This window comes from Methylobacterium sp. E-046 (genome assembly GCF_022829625.1).
Lineage (GTDB): Bacteria > Pseudomonadota > Alphaproteobacteria > Rhizobiales > Beijerinckiaceae > Methylobacterium > Methylobacterium longum.
This window is the reverse complement of sequence record NZ_JAKSYP010000238.1, coordinates 109584-128957: the sequence shown is the minus strand read 5'-3', so window position 1 is coordinate 128957 and position 19374 is coordinate 109584. Positions and strand designations below refer to the sequence as shown.

The following is a 19374-nucleotide window of genomic DNA, read 5'->3' as shown; positions in this document are numbered from 1 at the left end:
CGTCGCTTTTGCCCGCTGGACAACCGGAGGACGGGGCGTAGCATAGCGCCATGGCGCCTCCTCAGCATCGCAAACCGGACCCCTCACCTCCGGCCCGGGCCGGGAGGGGCGCTGCGCCGCAGCAGTCGTCCCTCTCCGGACCGGACTTCCTCGACGGGCAGTTCCTGGTGGCGATGCCCGGGATGGCCGACGAGCGCTTCGCCCGCTCGCTGATCTACGTGTGCGCCCACTCGGCCGACGGCGCGATGGGCATCATCGTCAACAAGGCGGCCACCGACATCAGCATGCCGGACCTCCTCGTCCAGCTCGACGTGGCGCCCGAAGCCGACGCGATCCGCCTGCGCGAGCGCGTCGGCCACATGCCGGTGCTGATGGGCGGGCCCGTGGAGGGGCGGCGGGGCTTCGTGCTCCACACCGACGACTTCCACATCCAGCAATCGACGCTGATCATCGACGACGGCATCTGCCTGACCGCCACCGTGGAGATCCTGCGCGCCATCGCCAGCGGCGAGGGGCCGGCGAGCGCCGTGCTGGCTCTGGGCTATGCCGGCTGGCAGGCGGGCCAGCTCGAGAGCGAGATCATGGCCAACGGCTGGCTCAACTGCCCGGCCGACCCGGCGCTGATCTTCAATGCCGACCTCGACGCCAAGTACGATCTGGTCCTGCGCGCCAACGGCATCGACCCCGCCATGCTGTCGATGACCGCCGGCCGGGCCTGACGGCTCAGCCTGCCCCTATTCGGGGACGGCGTCGGCACCGCCGCCCGCATCGGGGTTCAGGCCCTCGACGGCGGCCGGCTTCGGCCGCGGCCTGCGTGGGGCGGCCGAGGCGGTCGGCACCGCCGTATTGGCGCCGAGGCGGGTCGCCAGGGACAGGGCCCGGTTCTCGGTGACGCGCAGGTGGCAGAAGCCGTGCGTGCCCTCCCGCGCGTAGGTCCGGCAGAGCTGCTCCCGGTCGGCCGAGAAGGCCGCCTGCTCGCTCACGATCGGCCGCACGTCCTCGCGCCGGGCGCGCTGCGTCATGAGCTTGTAATTGTCGCGCACCGCCTTGTCGGCGACGCCCCGGGCCGTGTCGAACTCGCCGGCCCGCGGGATCAGCGTGGCGGCGGCCGGCCCCCAAAGGCCGGCGGGCGTCGTGGCGCAATCCGCGGCCGAGAAGGTGCAGACCGGACCGGAGCCGAGGGTCGAGACCAGCACGCCGCCCTCGGTCACGTCGAAGCGCAGCGGGCATTCCGCCCCGGCCGCCTCGAAGCGCGGCACGCCCTCGGGCTTGCCCTCGGTGCTGAGCGCGACCGGATTGCCACCCCCGAGCGGCACCGTGCAGGACTCGGCCGGCTGGGAGATCTTGGTGCCCGGCAGCTTGATCCGCGCCGTGACGGCGGTGCCGGACCGCTCCAGCTTCAGGCTTCCGGACAGGCCGTTCAACTGCAGGTCCTGCCCCAGCACGCCGTCCTCCGACGGGGTCTTGAGCACCACGGGCCGCGCGGGCTGGGGCGCGGGCCGCGGACCCTCGGGCGCCGCCGGCTGGCCGGGCTGGCCCGGCTCGCCGGGCCCGGCCGGGGCGGGCGATAGCGGCGCTTCGGGCACGCCGCGCGGCGGCACCGGCGGCCGGTCGGGCTTGATGCCGAAGAGGCGCTCGAAGAAATTCTGCGCCCGCGCCGGAGGGGCGGCGAGCATCACGGGTGCCGCGACGGCGACCGCCAGGATCGGGAGCAGGAGTCGCGGGAGCCGGAAGCTGCGGTTCGGACGCATCATTCTCTTCGGGAACACGAAGTGGCGGGGCCACACGCAACCCCTTGTCGAAACGTTAACACGCCGTCGATGGCGCCGACGTGGCAGCAGAGCAACAAAATGCGACCACGCCAACCGGCGGACGCGCGCCGCCGGGCGATATCCCGTCGAGAACACAAGGAGATAGCCCCGTTGCAGCCATCCCGCCCCGGCGCGGGGGCTTCGCCTTGCGGGGTCGGAACGGGGTTCTTATATCGCCCTCGACGCGGGATTGCGCGCTGGGTTTCAGCCGTTCACGGCCCTTGATCCGGCCCGGGTCCCATACTCACATCACCCCCGACACCGCCATGGGCCGAGCTGCTTCGGGGCTCGGCGGTCTGCTTGAACGCGACGAAAAGAGGGATCCCACCATGGGTAAAGTAATCGGCATCGACCTGGGCACCACCAACTCCTGCGTGGCCGTGATGGAAGGCACGCAGCCCAAGGTCATCGAGAATTCGGAAGGCGCGCGCACCACGCCGTCGATCGTCGCCTTCACGGACGACGGCGAGCGGCTCGTCGGTCAGCCGGCCAAGCGTCAGGCTGTCACGAACCCCGAGCGCACGTTCTTCGCCATCAAGCGGCTCATCGGCCGGACCTACGACGACCCGATGACCCAGAAAGACAAGGGCCTCGTGCCCTACACGATCGCCCGCGGCGACAACGGCGACGCCTGGGTCGAGGCGGACGGCAAGAAGTACTCGCCGTCGCAGATCTCCGCCTTCACGCTGCAGAAGATGAAGGAGACCGCCGAGTCGCATCTCGGCCAGCCGGTCACCCAGGCCGTCATCACGGTCCCGGCCTACTTCAACGACGCCCAGCGTCAGGCCACCAAGGATGCCGGCAAGATCGCGGGCCTCGAGGTGCTGCGCATCATCAACGAGCCGACCGCGGCCGCGCTCGCCTACGGCCTGGACAAGAAGAAGGCCGGCACGATCGCGGTCTACGACCTCGGCGGCGGCACCTTCGACGTGTCGATCCTCGAGATCGGCGACGGAGTGTTCGAGGTGAAGTCGACCAACGGCGACACCTTCCTGGGCGGCGAGGACTTCGACAACCGGATCGTCGAGTACCTGACGGCCGAGTTCAAGAAGGAGCAGGGCATCGACCTGACCAAGGACAAGCTCGCCCTCCAGCGCCTCAAGGAGGCGGCCGAGAAGGCGAAGATCGAGCTGTCCTCGGCCACCCAGACCGAGATCAACCTGCCCTACATCACCGCCGACAACACCGGCCCGAAGCACCTCGCGCTGAAGCTCAGCCGGGCGAAGTACGAGTCGCTGGTCGACGATCTGGTGCAGCGGACGATCGAGCCCTGCCGCAAGGCGCTCAAGGATGCCGGCGTCTCGGCCTCCGAGATCGACGAGGTGGTGCTGGTCGGCGGCATGATCCGCATGCCCAAGATCCAGGAGGTGGTGAAGGCCTTCTTCGGCAAGGAGCCCCACAAGGGCGTCAACCCCGATGAGGTCGTGGCCATCGGCGCCGCCGTGCAGGCCGGCGTGCTCCAGGGCGACGTCAAGGACGTCCTGCTCCTCGACGTGACCCCGCTGTCGCTGGGCATCGAGACGCTGGGCGGCGTGTTCACCCGGCTCATCGACCGCAACACCACGATCCCGACCAAGAAGTCCCAGACCTTCTCGACGGCCGAGGACAACCAGAACGCCGTCACGATCCGGGTCTTCCAGGGCGAGCGCGAGATGGCGGCCGACAACAAGCTGCTCGGCCAGTTCGACCTCGTCGGCATCCCGCCGGCGCCCCGCGGCATGCCGCAGATCGAGGTGACCTTCGACATCGACGCCAACGGCATCGTCAACGTGACGGCCAAGGACAAGGCGACCAACAAGGAGCACCAGATCCGCATCCAGGCCTCGGGCGGCCTCTCGGACGCCGACATCGACCGCATGGTCAAGGACGCCGAGGCCAATGCCGAGGCCGACAAGAAGCGGCGCGAGCTCGTCGAGGTGAAGAACCAGGGCGAGAGCCTGATCCACGCCACCGAGAAGTCGGTGACCGAGTACGGCGACAAGGTCCCGGCCTCCGACAAGGGCGCCATCGAGACCGCGATGGCCGCGCTCAAGACCGCGCTCGAGGGTGAGGACGTCGAGACCATCAAGGCCCGCACCACGGACCTGATGCAGGCCTCGATGAAGCTCGGCGAGGCCATGTACGCCGCCAACCAGGCGGCCGGCCCCGATGCCGGCGCCGAGGCGGCGGCCTCCGAGAAGAAGGACGACGTCATCGACGCCGACTTCCAGGAGGTCGACGAGAAGGACCAGAAGAAGCGCGCCTGAGGCGCGCGGGTCTGATACGACCGCGCGGGGCCGGAGCGATCCGGCTCCGCGTTTGCGTGAGCGGCTGATCCAGAAGCTCCGTCATTCCGGAGCGCCGCGGGCGAGCCCGGAATGATGGCGCGACGGTAGAAGCGTCGCGATCCGGGACCGGGCCGGGACGGGAAGGCACCTGAGGGCGGGATGTCGAAGCGGGACTATTACGAGATCCTGGGGGTCACTAAGACCGCCACGGACAGCGAGATGAAGGTCGCCTTCCGCAAGCTCGCGATGACCTTTCATCCCGATCGCAATCCCGGCGACAAGGACGCCGAGATCAAGTTCAAGGAGATCAACGAGGCCTATCAGTGCCTCTCCGACGGCCAGAAGCGCGCCGCCTACGACCGGTTCGGCCACGCGGCCTTCAGCCAGGGCGGCGGCGGCGGACCCGGATTCGGCAACGAGTTCGGCGACTTCATGTCGGACATCTTCGACAATTTCTTCGGCGACGGCCGCGGCGGCGCCGCCGCCGGGGCGCGGGGGCGCGGAGGCGCGCCGGGCCGCGAGCGCGGCTCCGACCTGCGCTACAACCTCGAGATCACCCTCGAGGAGGCTTTCGCCGGCAAGGCCGAGACCATCAAGATCCCCACCTCGGTGACCTGCGAGGCCTGCGACGGCTCCGGCGCCAAGCCCGGCTCGAAGCCGCGGACCTGCTCGACCTGCGCGGGCTACGGGCGCGTCCGGGCGGCGCAGGGCTTCTTCGCCATCGAGCGGACCTGCCCGAACTGCCACGGCCGCGGCGAGATCGTCGACGATCCCTGCGCCACCTGCCAGGGCGCCGGCCGAGTCAACCGCGAAAGGACCCTCTCGATCAACGTGCCGGCCGGCGTCGACGACGGCTTGCGCATCCGGCTCGCCGGCGAGGGTGAGAGCGGGCTGCGCGGCGGCCCGGCGGGGGACCTCTACGTCTTCCTGTCGATCAGGCAGCACGAGTTCTTCCAGCGCGACGGCGCGGACCTGTTCTGCCGCGTGCCGATCTCGATGGTGACGGCCGCCCTGTCGGGCGAGATCACCGTCCCGGTGATCGACGGCTCGCAGACCCAGGTGCGGGTCCCCGCGGGCACGCAGACCGCCAAGCAGTTCCGCATCAAGGGCAAGGGCATGCCGGTGCTCCGCTCGCGGGAGGTCGGCGACCTCTACATCCAGGTGTTCGTCGAGACCCCGCAGAACCTGACCAAGCGCCAGCGCGAGCTGCTCCAGGAGTTCGATCAGTCCGCCTCGCCGGAGAATCATCCGGAATCCGCGGGCTTCTTCTCGAAGGTGCGGGACTTCTTCGGCGGCGCGGTCCGTCCGTGAGGGCGGATCCGAAACGCGGGAAGACCTGTTATGCATGCGGCCGGCGTGGCTTGCGTACCCTAGGCGACGTCCCGGCTTGACTGTAAGACAGCGCCGTCCCCTAGCCTTTCAATCCCATCCGGCATCAAGGAATCCAGGACTTGCCGCCGCTCCGCCGTCCCAACGCGAAGGCTCCTGCCGTCAGGAGCCCGATTTTCGGCCCGCGGCGCGACCCCCTGGAGGACGAGGCCCGCTTCCTCCGCTCCTGGCTCGAACGCCCGCTCGTCACCGGCGCGGTGACGCCGTCGGGCAAGATGCTCGCCCGGACCATGGCGTCCTACGTGGATCCGCGCCGTGACGGTCCCGTGGTCGAGCTCGGGCCCGGCACCGGCCCGGTGACCGAGGCGCTGATCCGGCGCGGCATCGCCCCGGAGCGCCTCATCCTGGTCGAGTTCAACCCCGATTTCTGCCGTCTCCTGACCCATCGCTTCCCGGGCGTGACCGTGATCCGCGGGGATGCCTACGACATGCGCGCCACCCTCGGCAGCGTGCTGGCGCAGCCGGCCGCCGCGACGATCTCGAGCCTGCCGCTGTTCACCAAGCCGCTGGAACAGCGCCTGGACCTGCTCAACGCCGCCCATGACCTGATGCAGCCGGGCGCGCCCTTCGTGCAGTTCACCTACGCGGTGGTGCCGCCGATCCCGGCCCGGTGCGAGGCCGGCAGCTACACGGCCGACCGCTCGAACCGGGTCTGGCTCAACCTGCCGCCCGCCCGGGTCTGGGTCTACCGCCGGCCCTGAGGTGAACGCGGCCTGATCGAACAGCTCACGTTTGCGTCAACTTGAATGGGTCAGACCTGTGCCACGGCCGGTCGCGGTCTCGCGACCGGCGAGGAACAGGAGGACGCCGATGTTCACCAAGACCGCACGCCTGCGCTGGGCCGCCGCCCTGGCCGTCGGGGGTCTCGCCTGCGCGGCGCCCGCGATGGCCGCGCCCGTGAGCCGCGACGCCGGGCTGCAACAGGCCTCCGCCGAGATCACCACCGTCCAGTACGGCTACGGCTACGGCCATCGCCACGACGGCTGGGGCCACCGCGGTTTCGGCCCGCGCCACCACCACGGCGGCTGGGGTCGGGGGCATCATCACCACGGCGGCTGGGGGTTTCGCGGCTTTGGCCCGCGCCATCATCACCACGGCGGCTGGGGTCACCGCCACGGCTACGGCCGCTGGTGAACCCGAGCGGGCGGCGCACGCGACGCGCGCGTGCGCTGAGACGATGACGCTGCGCCCGGTCCCGGCCGGGCGCAGCCGCGCCGTGGGGTCCGCCTAACGCGGGCCCACCGCCGCGATCACGACCGGCCGCTCCGCGCTCGCTTCGCCCATCCGGTAGGCCGCGCGCAGGGCGGCCTCGGCCCGATCCGCCGACGCCTCGTCGGCCGCGTGGACGATCCCCAGCAGACCGCCGGTCGCGCCCGGCCCCGCGAGATCCGTGAAGCCGACCCGCGGATCGACGGCATCCTCCGGCCGGGTGCGGCCGCCCCCGAGCTCGACCACCGCCAGGCCGAGGGCGCGCGTCGCCACACCAGCGACCGTCCCGGCCTGCTGGACCGGCCGCCGCACGGGCGATTCGGGCAGGTACCGTGCCGACCGCTCCAGCAGGTCGCCGGGGCCCCCGAGGGCCGCGACCATGCGGGCGAAGCGTTCGGCGGCCTGACCCGAGGCGAGGCTCCGCTCCAGCCGCTCAGCGGCATCGGCACGGTCCGCCGCGAGGCCGCCGGCCATCAGCATCTCGGCCCCGAGCGCCACCGTCACCGCGTGGAAGCGCGGCTCGCGCCGCGCGCCGGTGAGGTAGGCGATCGCGTAGGCGACCTCGACGGCGTTGCCGGCGGCGCTGGCGAGCGGCGCGTCCATGTCGGTGATCAGCGCGGCGGTGCGCAGGCCCGCCCCCTCCGCCACCGTGACGATGCTCTCGGCCAGGGCCCGCGCCTCGGGCAGGCCCACCATGAAGGCGCCGGAGCCCTGCTTGACGTCCATCACCAGTCCGTCGAGCCCGGCGGCGAGCTTCTTCGACAGGATCGAGGCGGTGATCAGGTCGAGGGATTCCACCGTGCCGGTCACGTCGCGGATCGCGTAGAGGCGCCGGTCGGCCGGGGCGAGGTCGGCGGTCTGGCCGATGATCGCGCAGCCGACCTCCCCGACGACCCGCCGGAACGCGTCGAGCCCCGGCGTCGCGTCGTAGCCCGGGATGCTGCCGAGCTTGTCCAGAGTCCCGCCGGTATGGCCGAGGCCGCGGCCCGAGATCATCGGCACGTAGCCGCCGCAGGCCGCCACCAGGGCGGCGAGGGGCAAGCTCACGGTGTCGCCGATGCCCCCGGTGGAGTGCTTGTCCAGCACCGGGCCGGGCAGGTCCCAGGTGAGGACGCGGCCGGATTTCGCCATCGCCCGGGTGAGCGCCACCCGCTCCGGCAGCGCGAGCCCGCGGAAGAACACCGCCATGGCGAAGGCCGCCGCCTGCCCCTCGCCCACCGTCCCGTCGACGAGGCCCCGGACGAAGGCGCGGATCTCCTCCGGATCGAGGGGCTGGCCGTCGCGCTTGGCGCGGATCGTCTCCTGCGGGAGCCGCATCCTCACAGTTCCCGCGCCTGCATCAGCGTCTCGAACAGGCTGCTCGCGCCGAGCCGGAAGGTTCCGGGCTCCACCCAGTCCGGCCCCATGATCCGGTCCGCCAGGGCGAGGTAGGCGGCGGCGTCGGCGACGCTGCGCAGGCCGCCGGAGACCTTGAGGCCGGCGGGCCGCCCGCCCGCGCGGATCTCGCCGAGCATCGCCTCGGCGGCCTCCGGGGTCGCCGAGACCGGACTCTTGCCCGTGGAGGTCTTGAGGAAATCCGCCCCCGCCTCAAGGGCGAGGCGGCTGGCCTCCCGGATCCGTGCTGGATCGGCGAGTTCCCCCGTCTCCAGGATGACCTTGAGGAGCGCGGACCCGCAGGTGTCGCGCACCGCCTCGACCATGTCGCGGGCGAGCGCGCCATCGCCCCGCAGCAGGGCGCGGTAGGGCAGGACGAGGTCTATCTCGTCCGCGCCGTCGCGCAGGGCCTCGGCGGTGTCGTCGGTGGCGCGGGCGCAATCCTCGCCGCCCGCCGGGAAGTTGATCACCGTGGCGACCCGGATGCCGGTGCCCGCGAGCGCCCGGGCGCCCTGCGCCACGAAGCGCGGCCAGACGCAGATCGCCGCGACGGTCCCGCGCTTCGCGTCCCGGCAGAGGACGTCGATCCGGGTCTCGGTGCAGGTCTCGCCAAGATCGGTGAGATCGAGGAGCGGCAGCGCCCGGCGGGCGACCGCACCGGCTTCGGGGTCAGTCATCGGCGTTCTCTCCGTCGGGCAGGCCGGCCACGAAGGCCCCGACCAAGCGGCCGAGATCCTCCGCGGCGCGGGCCGCCACCGCCTTCGTCTCCGCGTGATGGGGGGCGCCCCCCGCGATCCCCGCCGCGAGGTTCGTCACGACCGACACGGCCGCCACCGGCAGGTCGAGGAACCGGGCGAGGATCACCTCGGGCACGGTGGACATGCCCACGAGGTCGGCCCCCAGGATGCCGGCCATCCGGACCTCGGCGGGCGTCTCGAAGCTCGGGCCGGAGAACCACGCGTAGACCCCCTCCCCCAGGGGCAGGCCGCAGGCCGCGGCCGCCGCGCGGAGCCGCGTCCGCAGGAGCGGATCGTAGGCCTCCGTCATCGGCACGAAGCGGCTGTCGCTGGCCTCGCCGATCAGCGGGTTCAGGCCCGAGAGGTTGATGTGGTCGGCGAGCAGCACGAGGCTGCCGGGCCCGGTCTCGGGCCGCAGGGATCCGGACGCGTTGGTGAGCAGCAGGCCGCGGGCGCCGAGGTGCCGGGCGCAGGCGAGCGGCACGCGCATCACCGCGGGATCCCCGTGCTCGTAGGCGTGCGCCCGGCCCTCGAACACCAGGACGGGCCGTCCCGCGAGGCGTCCGCGGTGCAGCCGGCCGCCGTGGCCGCTGACGCCCGGCCCCGGGAAGCCGGGGATCGCCGCGTAGTCGAGGGCGGTGGCGTCCTCGAGGGCGGCCGCGACGCCGCCGAGGCCTGTGCCGGTTACCACCGCGCAGGCGTAGGGGCCGGCGAAGCCGGCGGCGCGCAGCGCCGCCAGGGCGGCCGCCTCACTCACCCAGCGTCTCCGGGCCGAAGGATTCCGGCAGCAGCGCCGCCAGGGTGAAGCTGCGGGCGATGCCGCCCGGCCCGGCCGCGTGGATCGGCGTGTCCGGCCCGGCGAATTCACGGATGCGCTGGCGGCAGGCGCCGCAGGGCGTCACGAGGCCCGCGCCGTCGCCGCAGACGAGGATCGCGGCGATGCGCCGGCCGCCGGCCGCCACCATGGCGGCGATCGCCCCGGCCTCCGCGCAGGTCCCTACGGGATAGGCCGCGTTCTCGACGTTGCAGCCGGCATGGATCCCGCCCCGCTCGTCCCGGAGCGCGGCGCCGACGCGGAAACGGGAATAGGGCGCATGCGCCCGCTCGCGGACCGCCCGGGCGGCCTCGAACAGGGCGGCGAGCCCGTCATCTGACTGTCCCGGATCCGCGGCCTGCATGGCCGATCTTTGGCACCCGGCGGGGCGGCCTGTCGAGTCGGGTCGCGGCGCTCAGCGCACCGCGGGGCCGGCGCCGAGGAGGCTCGCGGCCTGCCGCAGGGCGTCGTCGTCGGCCGGACCGCTCAGCGCGTAGGCTGTGTCGCCCGCATTCCACGAGAGGACGTCGCCGTCCTCCGAGCCGGTGAGCGTCGCCGGGCCGCCCCGGATGCCGCGGGTCGCGAACAGCGACGCCTCGCCGTAGCGCCCGGCCTCCAGGGCGATCTCGATGCCGGTGCCGTGCCGGGCGGGGAAGATCTGGATGTCGCGCACCCGCCAGCCGTCCGGAAGCGCCGGAAGGTCGATCCCCGTGACGGTCCGGAGACGCGCCCGGTCGTAGTCGGGGCTGTCGCCCTGGGTGGCGATGCTCTTGCGCAGCTGGGCGACGGCGCGGGCCTGCCTGGCATCCGCGATCAGCGCGGGGTCCGGCGTCGCCGCCAGGGTGTCGGGGATGCCGAAGCGGCCGATCTCGTCGTGGGCGAGCCAGCCGGCGCCGACGAGCACCGCGATGGCCGCGGTCCGCTTCAGGCGCGAGGCGACCCGGCGCCAGCGCAGGTTCCGGTCGAAGCGGCGCGCGAGGACGAGGTTCCGGTCCGGCCCGGGACCCAGCACGCGGTCGAAGCAGGCCCGCAGGGCGTCGCGGTCGTGCATCTCGGCCATCACCCGGGCCGCGGCCTCGGGATTGTTGGCCAGATGGGCCTCGACCTCGAGGCGGCGCATCGGGTCGATCTGCCCGTCGACGAAGGCGATGAGATCGTCGTCCGTGATCGGATCCATCATCGTGACATCCTCGAATCCAGCGTGCCCTGGAGGCGATCCGCCGGCTCCAGTCGTTCCGTCCATGCCGGCGCCGCGCGGCGCCGGCCCGATCTCAGGCCTCCCCGGCCGCGCGGCGGAGGGGCCACGCGGCCCGGCTCCGCGGCTCGTCGGACACGACGAGCCTGAGGGTTGAGGGCGGCCCGCGCCGCGTCTCCGGCGCTCTGGGGGCGGGGTCGGCATCGCCGGCCGGCCGGTCCGCCCGGCCGCCCTCCTCGAAGGCCCGCAGCGCCGCCCGGCCGCGGCCGAGACGAGACATCAGCGTGCCGATCGGGATGCCGAGAACGGCGGCGGCATCGGCGTAGGCCATGCCTTCCAGGGTGACGAGGTGGAGCGCGGCGCGCTGCTCCTCGGGCAGGGTCAGGAAGGCCTGCCGGATCTGTGCGAGGCGCACCTGCCCCTCCTGGGCCGGCGGCGCCGTGTCCTCGGCCATCCGCACCAGCGTGTCGGCGTGGCGCGCCTCGACCTGCCGGCGGCGCTGCTCGTCGATGAAGGCGTTGTGCAGCACCGTCATCATCCAGGTGCGCAGATTGGTGTTCGGGCGCAGGGAATGCTGCATCTCCAGCGCGCGCACCAGGGTGTCGTGCACGAGATCGTCGGCCCGCAACGCGTCGCGGGTGAGCGATCTGGCATAGCGCCGCAGGGGCACCAGCAAGTCGATGATGTCCGCGCGATTCTGCTTGTCCGATGTCATAGGGTGTGAACGCGGGGGCGCCGCCCTTTAATCCCGCGTCCCGACTTGGCCGCCGCTCAGGCCCGATCGAGGGCGGCGGCGATGCCTGAGATCATCCGCGGATCCGTGGGCTCGACCTGCGTGGCGAAGGTCGCCGCGAGGGTGCCGTCGCGGGCGATCAGGTACTTGTGGAAGTTCCAGCGCGGCGTCTCCCCCGGCCGCTCCGCGGCGGCCCAGCGGTAGAAGGGATGGGCCAGCGGCATCTTCACATGCGTCTTGGCCGTCAGCGGGAAGGTCACGCCGTGATTCTTCCGGGCGGCCTCCGCGATGGCGGGGCCATCCAGCGGCTCCTGGTTGCCGAAATCCGGCGAGGGCACCCCGAGCACGGTGAGGCCGCGATCGTGGAAGCGGGTCCAGAGGGTCTGGAGCCCGGCGAGCTGCCCGGCATAGCCGCAGGCCGTGGCGGTGTTGACCACCAGGAGGGGCTTGCCCGCGTAGGCCGAGAGCGGCATCGGGCCGCCCTCCGGAGTCTCGAAGGAGAAATCCGTGGCCCGCGCGGCCTCGGCGGCGCGGGCGGTTCCGGCCAGGCCGGCGCCGATCAGGATCAGGGCCTCGCGGCGCAGCATCGTCATGGCGTCGACCTCGTCAGCCGGATCGGGCGTACGGGCGCCCGCGCGTCAACACGCCGGGGCCCCCGTCGTTTCACCGGACGGGACGGTCGATTCGACGCAGGGCCGACCGGGGTGGGCGTCCGAAGCGCCCCGCGGCGGCCTCAGGCCGCCCGGACCGTGTCGAGGAAGCAGCGCATCTCGGCGTCGAGCTGCCCGGCCTGACCCGACAGGTCGGAGGCCGCGTGAAGCACCTGCGCGGCGGCGGTCCCCGCCCCGCCCGCGGAGCGCGCGACGGCGGCGATGTTCGACGTGACGGCCCCGGTCCCGAGCGCCGCCTGCCCGACGTTCCGGACGATCTCCTGGGTCGCCGAGCCCTGCTCCTCGACCGCGGCGGCGATCCCGCTGGACACCGCGCTGATCTCGTTGATGCGGGCGACGACCGCGGCGATCGCCTCGAACGCGTCTCCGGTCCAGGACTGAATCTCGCCGATCTGCCGCGCGACCTCCTCGGTGGCCCGGGCGGTCTGGCCGGCCAGCTCCTTGACCTCCGTGGCGACGACGGCGAAGCCCCGCCCCGCCTCGCCCGCGCGGGCCGCCTCGATGGTGGCGTTCAGGGCCAGGAGGTTCGTCTGCGCGGCGATGCCCGAGATGAGGCCGACCACGTCGCCGATCCGCATCGCACGCTCGCGCAGGCTGCGCATCAGCTCCGAGGACTTCCCGGCTTCGGAGACGGCCGTGTCGGCGAAGCCGGCGGCCGTCTGCACCTGGCGGCCGATCTCGTCGACGGTGGTGCCGAGTTCCTCGGCGGCGGCCGCCACCGTGTTGACGTTCGAGGCCGCCTGCTCGGCCGCCGCCGCCACCGCGGTCGACTGGTCCGCCGTCTCGGTCGCGGCGGCGCTCATGCGCACGGCGGTGGCTTGCAGCTCGGCCGCCGCCGCCGAGACGGCGCGCACCACGCCCCCGACCGCGGCCTCGAAGCTGCCGGCCATCTCGGACATCGCGGACTTGCGCTGCGCTTCGAGGGCGGTGCGCGCCTGCGCCGCCTCCGCCTCCAGGGTCGCGGCCCGGACGAGGCCGTCCCGGAAGACCCGCACCGAATCGGCCATCGCGCCGATCTCGTCGCCGCGCCCGGCCCCCGGCACCGCGGTCTCGAGGTCGCTGGCGGCCATCCGGCTCATCGCGGCCGTGATGGCGCGGATCGGCTTGGCGATGCCGAGTTGCAGGAGCGTCAGTCCGATCAGGCCGATGCCCGCCATCACCGCGAGCCCGGTCAGGCTCGCGGAACGCGTCGTGGCGATGGCCGCGGAAGCGGCGTCGGCCCGGTCCCGCATCAGCGCGCCCTCGGTCCGGGCGATCTCGGCCGTCCTCGCGCGGATCTGGTCCATGATGTCCTTGCCGACCCCCGAGATCATGATCCGGCGGGCCTCTTCCCGGGTCGCTGCATCGCCCATCAGGGCGATCTCGCGATCCGCGAACGCCCCCCCACTGGTCCGCCAGGGCCTTGAGGTCCGCGAGGCGCGCCTGCTGCACGGAGTTGTCCGCCGTCAGCCGCCGCGCCTCCGTCCAGGCCTCCGCGAACGCGTCACGCCCGGCCGCCTCGGGCTCGAGGAAACGCGGCTCCGCGGAGAGCAGGTAGCCGCGCAGGCCGGTTTCCCGGTTGACGATCGCGAGGTTCATCCGGTCGACCTGCGCCTGCAGGGCCTGCGAGTGATCGATCCAGTTCTGTGCCTCGCGGATCTCGTCGATGTTCCGCAAGGTTATCGCGGCGACGATCACCGTCACGGCGAGCATCGCGCCGATCGCGAGGGCGATCTTGATGCTGATTCTGTAATCGGACAACCGCAACGCCATGGCCCACATCTCCGATGCGGGCCGGAAAGACGTTCCGGCCCGGTCCCACCATCGGATCAGACCTATTGATGTTTTGTGAAACTCAAGGGCGCGCCCCTGAAATAAACCTTACGTAAAAGCGCACGACACGCGAATGCGGAGCAGCGGAAAATCTGTCTTCGTTAAAATCTTTGGCGGAACAGCTTCGATCGGCCGGTCATCGAGTAGCCAACACCGTGTCCGCCATCGCCCTCTTCTACTGATAGGTCTGCTGCAGATCGATCGTGCAATCCCGGCCGACCCGCGCGTAGGTGTCCGCCAGCCAGGCCTGCGCGGCGGCGCGCCCCTTGTCCCGCAGGCGCTTGAACACGGTCCAGCGGGCGTCGAGCTTGGAGGCGGCGTTGTAATCCTCCAGCGCGTCGGTGCCGTCGATCCGGTGCACCAGGACCCGGCGGTACTGCCCCTGGCCGAGGACTCCTTCCTCGATCAGCCCGTCGAGGAAGTCGATCGCCCGCAATTCCCGCATCAGGTTGGCGTTGAAGGTGATCTCGTTGAGCCGGTCGCGGATCTCGCTCTCCGTGCGCGGGGTCTCGCGCCGCTCGACCGGGTTGATCTGCACGAGGAGGATGTCGCGGGTCTGGGCGCCGCGGTGCAGAGGATAGAGCGGCGGATTGCCGAGATAGCCGCCGTCCCAGTAGGGCACGCCGTCGATCTCCACCGCCTGGAAGACGGTCGGCAGGCAGGCGGACGCCATGAGGTGGTCGACGGTGAGGCGCTCGCGCTCGAAGACCGCGAGCTTGCCGGTCCAGACGTTGGTGGCCGAGACGAACAGGCCCGCCGTATCCGCCGCGCGCAGGCGCTCGAAATCCACCTGCTCGGCCAGCGCCCTGCGCAGCGGATTGATGTTGAGCGGATTCGACACGTAGGGGCTGGGCGCCAGCATCTTGGCCCAGAACTCGGCCACCGGATTGCCCTTCCACAGGTTGAACAGGCCGCTGACGAGGTTGCGCTGGGTCGGCCCGAGGTCGCCGTCGAGGCTCACCTCCCGCCAGAAGCGCTCCAGGCCCTCGCGGGCGCCGTCCGGGCCGCCCTTCAGCCAGCCATCCACCAGGACGACGGCGTTCATCGCCCCCGCGCTCGCACCGGTCACCGCCTCGAAGCCGAGGCGGCCGTCCTCGATCAGGGCATCCAGCACGCCCCAGGTGAAGGCGCCGTGGGCGCCGCCGCCCTGGAGCGCCAGGGCCACCGGCTTCTCGGCGGCGGGTCCGGCCAGCATGGGCCCCCGGCTGCGCGCCGGCTGCGCCTCGATCGCGTCCGAGACGGGCGTCCCGGGCACGGCGGTGGCGGGATTGTGCGGCTCGACGCCGCCGGACTGCTCGCTCATATGGGCCTCCTGATCAGGGCCCTTAGGTGGGATGTTGCGGTGCAGCATCAACCGCTCGCCAGGGTTTCGGCCGCCGCGGGCCGCGGCCCGAACCGAGCGAATCGGCAACAGAGGCGCAGGAAAGCGCGCCGCCGTCCCCGGCGGAGGCCGTGCGCGTGCCCGGCAAACTCGACATCCGCGCCCGGATACGACATGACAGCCGCGATGCTGTCATGCGCGATGCTGTCCTGCGTGGCGCCGGCTTGACGCGGCGCCGTGTCGTCCGCAGCTAATCCATGACAGCCCCGAAGTTCCGGCGAGTCGTGTCCCCGGGACAGGTCCGGCAGCCGTCACGGCTGCGGCATCCCGCGAGACGCGCACGCGAAGGTCCACGATGGAAGTCATGGAAGCCACCCGCTCCGAAATCCCCGCCGAGAACCCGCTGGCAAGCGGCCCGGAGATCGCCGGCCCGGCCCCGCGCCACCGCACGGTCGGCGTCACGGTCGGCGAGGGCGAGGGCGCGGTCATGGTCGGGGGCGGCGCACCGATCGTCGTCCAGTCGATGACCAACACCGACACGGCCGACATCGACGCGACCGTGGCACAGGTGGCCCAGCTCGCCCGCGTCGGCTCGGAGCTGGTGCGGATCACCGTCGACCGCGACGAGGCGGCCGCCGCCGTGCCGAAGATCCGCGAGCGCCTGGACCGGATCGGCGTCCACGTGCCGCTGGTGGGCGACTTCCACTACATCGGGCACAAGCTGCTCGCCGACCACCCGGCCTGCGCCGAGGCGCTGGCCAAGTACCGGATCAATCCCGGCAACGTCGGCTTCAAGGACAAGAAGGACACGCAGTTCTCGGCGATCATCGAGCAGGCGATCAAGCACAACAAGACCGTGCGGATCGGCGCCAACTGGGGTTCGCTGGACGGCGAGCTGCTCACCCACCTGATGGACGAGAACGCCCGGGCCCCGCGGCCGATCGATGCCCGCGCGGTGATGCGCGAGGCGATGGTCCGCTCGGCGATCAGCTCGGCCGACCGCGCCGTGGAACTCGGCCTGCCGCAGAACAAGATCATCCTCTCGGCCAAGGTCTCGGCCGTGCAGGACCTGATCGCCGTCTACCGCGAGGTGGCGCGCCGCTCGGATTACGCGATCCATCTCGGCCTCACCGAGGCCGGCATGGGCTCGAAGGGTCTGGTGGCCGCCTCGGCCGCCATCGGCGTGCTCCTCCAAGAGGGCATCGGCGACACGATCCGCTACTCGCTCACCCCGGAGCCGGGCGGCGACCGGAGCGTCGAGGTGAAGGCCAGCCAGGAACTCCTGCAGACGATGGGGTTCCGTACCTTCGTGCCGATGGTGGCGGCCTGCCCGGGCTGCGGCCGCACGACCTCGACGACCTTCCAGGAGCTGGCCCGCGACATCCAGAACTGGATCGTCACGTCCATGCCGGAGTGGAAGAAGACCTATCCGGGCGTCGAGGGGCTGAACGTCGCCGTGATGGGCTGCATCGTGAACGGCCCGGGCGAATCGAAGCATGCCGATATCGGCATCTCGCTGCCCGGCACCGGCGAGACCCCGACCGCCCCGGTCTTCATCGACGGCAAGAAGGCGATGACGCTCCGCGGCCCGACGCTGGCCAAGGACTTCGAGACGATCGTGATCGACTACATCGCGCGCCGGTTCGGCCAGGGCGGGACGCGCACGGCCGCGGAGTGAGGCGCGCATAGCCCCTCATCCGCCGCGGGGGCGGGAACGCGCGCCGCGCGCCCGCACCCTCGATCCATCCCCGCGTCGATCGACCTCCCTGCGCCGAGACCCAGCTCCGCGCTCTTCGCATCTGCACACGGTTTCCGCCCGCACGAGGGCGTGATAGCAAGGCGCCACGATCCCGTGAGCGGTCGGCCCGGTGGCCGACCCGCGCGGTTCGGCGGAGTCTTCGCGTTTTCTGCCCGGCCCCGACCGGCCCCTGAGCCGAACCGCGAAGCGCCGGCCACGCCCGAGCGTCCGACATTCCATGAGCCAGACCTTCGCACCCGGCGTAGCAGCCCAGCCCGCGCCCGCAGCGTCCGACCCCGCGCGCCAGGTCGCCCCGGCGGCCGAGGGCGAGGGTCCCGTTCAGGGCCCGGCGCCCGCCGGCACCCTCGATGCGCCCGAGAAGGCGGAGACCCGCCACGGCCCTGCCGGCTTCTGGACGCTGCTGGTCGGCTCCGTCGGCGTCGTCTACGGCGACATCGGCACGAGCCCGCTCTACGCGTTCCGCGAGGCGCTGGTCCCGGCCCGGACCGACGGCATCCTGCTCCCCGAGGAGGTGATCGGCACGGTCTCGCTGATCCTCTGGGCGCTCTTCATGATCGTGACGGTGAAGTACGTCGCGATCCTGCTGCGCATGGACAACAACGGCGAGGGTGGGATCCTCTCGCTGATGGCGCTCGCCCGGAAGGCGCTCGGCGGCTCGCGCATCGTGTTCATGCTGGGACTGCTCGGCGCCTCGCTGTTCTACGGTGACGCGGTGATCACGCCGGCGATCTCGGTGCTGTCGGCGGTGGAGGGCCTCAAGCTCGTCACCCCCGCCCTCGACGACTACGTCCTGCCGATCACCGTGGTGATCATCGTCGCCCTGTTCCTCGTGCAGAACCGCGGCACCGCCAAGGTCGCGGCCTTCTTCGGGCCGATGACCATCGTGTGGTTCCTGGCCATGGCGCTGGCGGCCCTGCCGCACATCGCCCTCCATCCGGAGGTGTTCCGCGCGGTCAATCCCATGCACGCGGTGGTCTACCTGCTGGGCCACGGCACAGGGGCGCTGGTGGCTCTGGGCGCCGTGTTCCTGGCGGTGACCGGAGCCGAGGCCCTGTTCGCCGATCTCGGGCATTTCGGCCGCAAGCCGATCCAGGTGGCGTGGGTCTGCCTCGTCTTCCCGGCGCTCGCCCTCAACTATCTGGGCCAGGCGGCCCTGGTGCTGGAGAAGCCCGACACCGCCGATCCATTCTTCCAACTGGTGCCGGCCTGGGGCCTGCTGCCGATGGTGGTGCTGGCCACGCTCGCCACCGTGGTGGCGAGCCAGGCGGTGATCACCGGCGCCTTCTCGCTGTCCCGGCAGGCGATCCAGCTCGGCCTGCTGCCGCGGCTGGAGATCCGCCACACCTCCGAGTCCCACGCCGGCCAGATCTACCTGCCGCAGATCAATTCGCTGCTGATGATCGGCGTCGTGCTGCTGGCGGTGCTGTTCAAGACCTCGTCGTCGCTGGCCTCGGCCTACGGCATCGCGGTGACCGGCACGATGCTGCTCACCGCCTCCATGACCTTCCTGGTGATCTGGCGGATGTGGCGCTGGTCGCCGATCGCGGCGGCGGCCGTGATGCTGCCCTTCATCGTGCTCGAGTTCCTGTTCCTGCTCTCCAACCTGATCAAGGTGGTGGAGGGGGGCTACGTGCCGCTGCTGCTCGCGGGCGGCCTCGTCATCCTGATGTGGACCTGGGTGCGGGGCGTCACGATCCTGTTCAACAAGACCCGCAAGACCGACGTGCCGCTCGTGGAGCTGGTCGGCATGCTGGAGAAGAGCCCGCCCCACCACGTGCGCGGCACCGCGGTGTTCCTGACGAGCGATCCCGAGATCGCCCCGGCGGCGCTCCTGCACAACCTCAAGCACAACAAGGTGCTGCACGAGAAGAACGTGATCCTCACCGTCGAGACGGTGGACACGCCCCGCTCCAACGAGGCCGACAAGGTGCGGATCGAGCCGGTGGGCCCGCATTTCTACAAGGTCGTGATGAAGTTCGGCTACATGGAGACGCCGAACATTCCGAAGACGCTGGTGCTGCTGCGCCGCCAGGGCTTCAAGTTCGACATCATGGCGACGTCGTTCTTCCTGTCGCGCCGCTCGATCCGGCCGGCGGCCCATTCGGGCATGCCGCTCTGGCAGGACCGGATCTTCATCACGCTGGCCAAGAACGCCAACGACGCCACGGACTTCTTCCAGATCCCCACCGGGCGGGTGGTGGAGGTCGGGACGCAGGTGACCGTATAGGTGGGCGAATTGGGTGACACACGGTAAACCCAATCGATATTCCAGGTCGACGCCA

General features: G+C 71.6%; 16 protein-coding genes and 1 pseudogene. 7 read left to right on the top strand and 10 right to left on the bottom strand.

Annotation, left to right across the window (positions count from 1 at the left end):
- The first annotated feature begins 50 nt into the window (after positions 1–50).
- Positions 51–719, top strand: coding sequence for a YqgE/AlgH family protein (locus tag MKK82_RS25425; protein WP_279603277.1), 669 nt, complete (start codon positions 51–53; stop codon positions 717–719).
- A 15-nt stretch (positions 720–734) separates the two neighbouring features.
- On the opposite strand, the gene MKK82_RS25420 is transcribed toward MKK82_RS25425, so the two are convergent.
- On the bottom strand, positions 735–1751 hold the full coding sequence (locus MKK82_RS25420; RefSeq protein WP_238287149.1) for a hypothetical protein: 1017 nt from the start codon (positions 1749–1751) through the stop codon (positions 735–737).
- A 389-nt stretch (positions 1752–2140) separates the two neighbouring features.
- Here MKK82_RS25420 and dnaK point away from each other — a divergent pair, with 389 nt between their 5' ends.
- The 4 genes from dnaK (at position 2141) to MKK82_RS25400 (ending at position 6601) form a co-directional block, all read left to right on the top strand.
- A complete protein-coding gene (gene dnaK, locus MKK82_RS25415) occupies positions 2141–4057 on the top strand; it encodes a molecular chaperone DnaK (protein ID WP_238286955.1) in 1917 nt (638 codons plus the stop codon).
- Positions 4058–4237: 180 nt separating this feature from the next.
- Entirely contained in the window at positions 4238–5389 is a 1152-nt protein-coding gene (gene dnaJ / locus MKK82_RS25410) for a molecular chaperone DnaJ (protein ID WP_238286956.1), read from the top strand.
- 140 nt (positions 5390–5529) lie between these two features.
- The gene (locus MKK82_RS25405) at positions 5530–6168 is read left to right on the top strand and encodes a class I SAM-dependent methyltransferase (RefSeq protein ID WP_238286957.1); all 639 of its coding nucleotides are present in this window, start codon (positions 5530–5532) and stop codon (positions 6166–6168) included.
- A 109-nt stretch (positions 6169–6277) separates the two neighbouring features.
- Positions 6278–6601: a hypothetical protein gene (locus MKK82_RS25400; RefSeq protein WP_238286958.1), complete on the top strand. Its 324-nt coding sequence runs from the start codon at positions 6278–6280 to the stop codon at positions 6599–6601.
- Between the two features lie 93 nt (positions 6602–6694).
- Here MKK82_RS25400 and deoA read toward each other — a convergent pair whose 3' ends face one another.
- From deoA to MKK82_RS25355, 9 genes and pseudogenes are all read right to left on the bottom strand, one after another.
- On the bottom strand, positions 6695–7993 hold the full coding sequence (deoA, locus tag MKK82_RS25395; RefSeq protein ID WP_238286959.1) for a thymidine phosphorylase: 1299 nt from the start codon (positions 7991–7993) through the stop codon (positions 6695–6697).
- Between the two features lie 2 nt (positions 7994–7995).
- Positions 7996–8727, bottom strand: coding sequence for a deoxyribose-phosphate aldolase (gene deoC / locus MKK82_RS25390; RefSeq protein ID WP_238286961.1), 732 nt, complete (start codon positions 8725–8727; stop codon positions 7996–7998).
- Entirely contained in the window at positions 8720–9544 is an 825-nt protein-coding gene (locus MKK82_RS25385; protein WP_238286963.1) for a purine-nucleoside phosphorylase, read from the bottom strand. The genes deoC and MKK82_RS25385 overlap by 8 nt, the downstream gene beginning before the upstream one ends.
- Positions 9537–9965: a cytidine deaminase gene (locus tag MKK82_RS25380; protein WP_238286964.1), complete on the bottom strand. Its 429-nt coding sequence runs from the start codon at positions 9963–9965 to the stop codon at positions 9537–9539. The genes MKK82_RS25385 and MKK82_RS25380 overlap by 8 nt, the downstream gene beginning before the upstream one ends.
- A 51-nt stretch (positions 9966–10016) precedes the next feature.
- Entirely contained in the window at positions 10017–10781 is a 765-nt protein-coding gene (locus MKK82_RS25375) for an anti-sigma factor (protein WP_243987231.1), read from the bottom strand.
- A 91-nt stretch (positions 10782–10872) separates the two neighbouring features.
- A complete protein-coding gene (locus tag MKK82_RS25370) occupies positions 10873–11511 on the bottom strand; it encodes a sigma-70 family RNA polymerase sigma factor (RefSeq protein ID WP_238286966.1) in 639 nt (212 codons plus the stop codon).
- A gap of 56 nt (positions 11512–11567) precedes the next feature.
- On the bottom strand, positions 11568–12122 hold the full coding sequence (locus MKK82_RS25365) for a glutathione peroxidase (protein WP_238286967.1): 555 nt from the start codon (positions 12120–12122) through the stop codon (positions 11568–11570).
- Between the two features lie 140 nt (positions 12123–12262).
- Positions 12263–13952 (bottom strand): annotated as a pseudogene (locus tag MKK82_RS25360) (methyl-accepting chemotaxis protein).
- A 235-nt stretch (positions 13953–14187) separates the two neighbouring features.
- A complete protein-coding gene (locus MKK82_RS25355) occupies positions 14188–15315 on the bottom strand; it encodes a patatin-like phospholipase family protein (protein ID WP_238286969.1) in 1128 nt (375 codons plus the stop codon).
- Between the two features lie 373 nt (positions 15316–15688).
- Between MKK82_RS25355 and ispG the strand changes: the two genes are divergently transcribed.
- Positions 15689–17011, top strand: coding sequence for a flavodoxin-dependent (E)-4-hydroxy-3-methylbut-2-enyl-diphosphate synthase (ispG, locus tag MKK82_RS25350; protein WP_238286970.1), 1323 nt, complete (start codon positions 15689–15691; stop codon positions 17009–17011).
- 298 nt (positions 17012–17309) lie between these two features.
- Entirely contained in the window at positions 17310–19319 is a 2010-nt protein-coding gene (locus tag MKK82_RS25345) for a potassium transporter Kup (protein ID WP_238286971.1), read from the top strand.
- Positions 19320–19374: the final 55 nt, after the last annotated feature.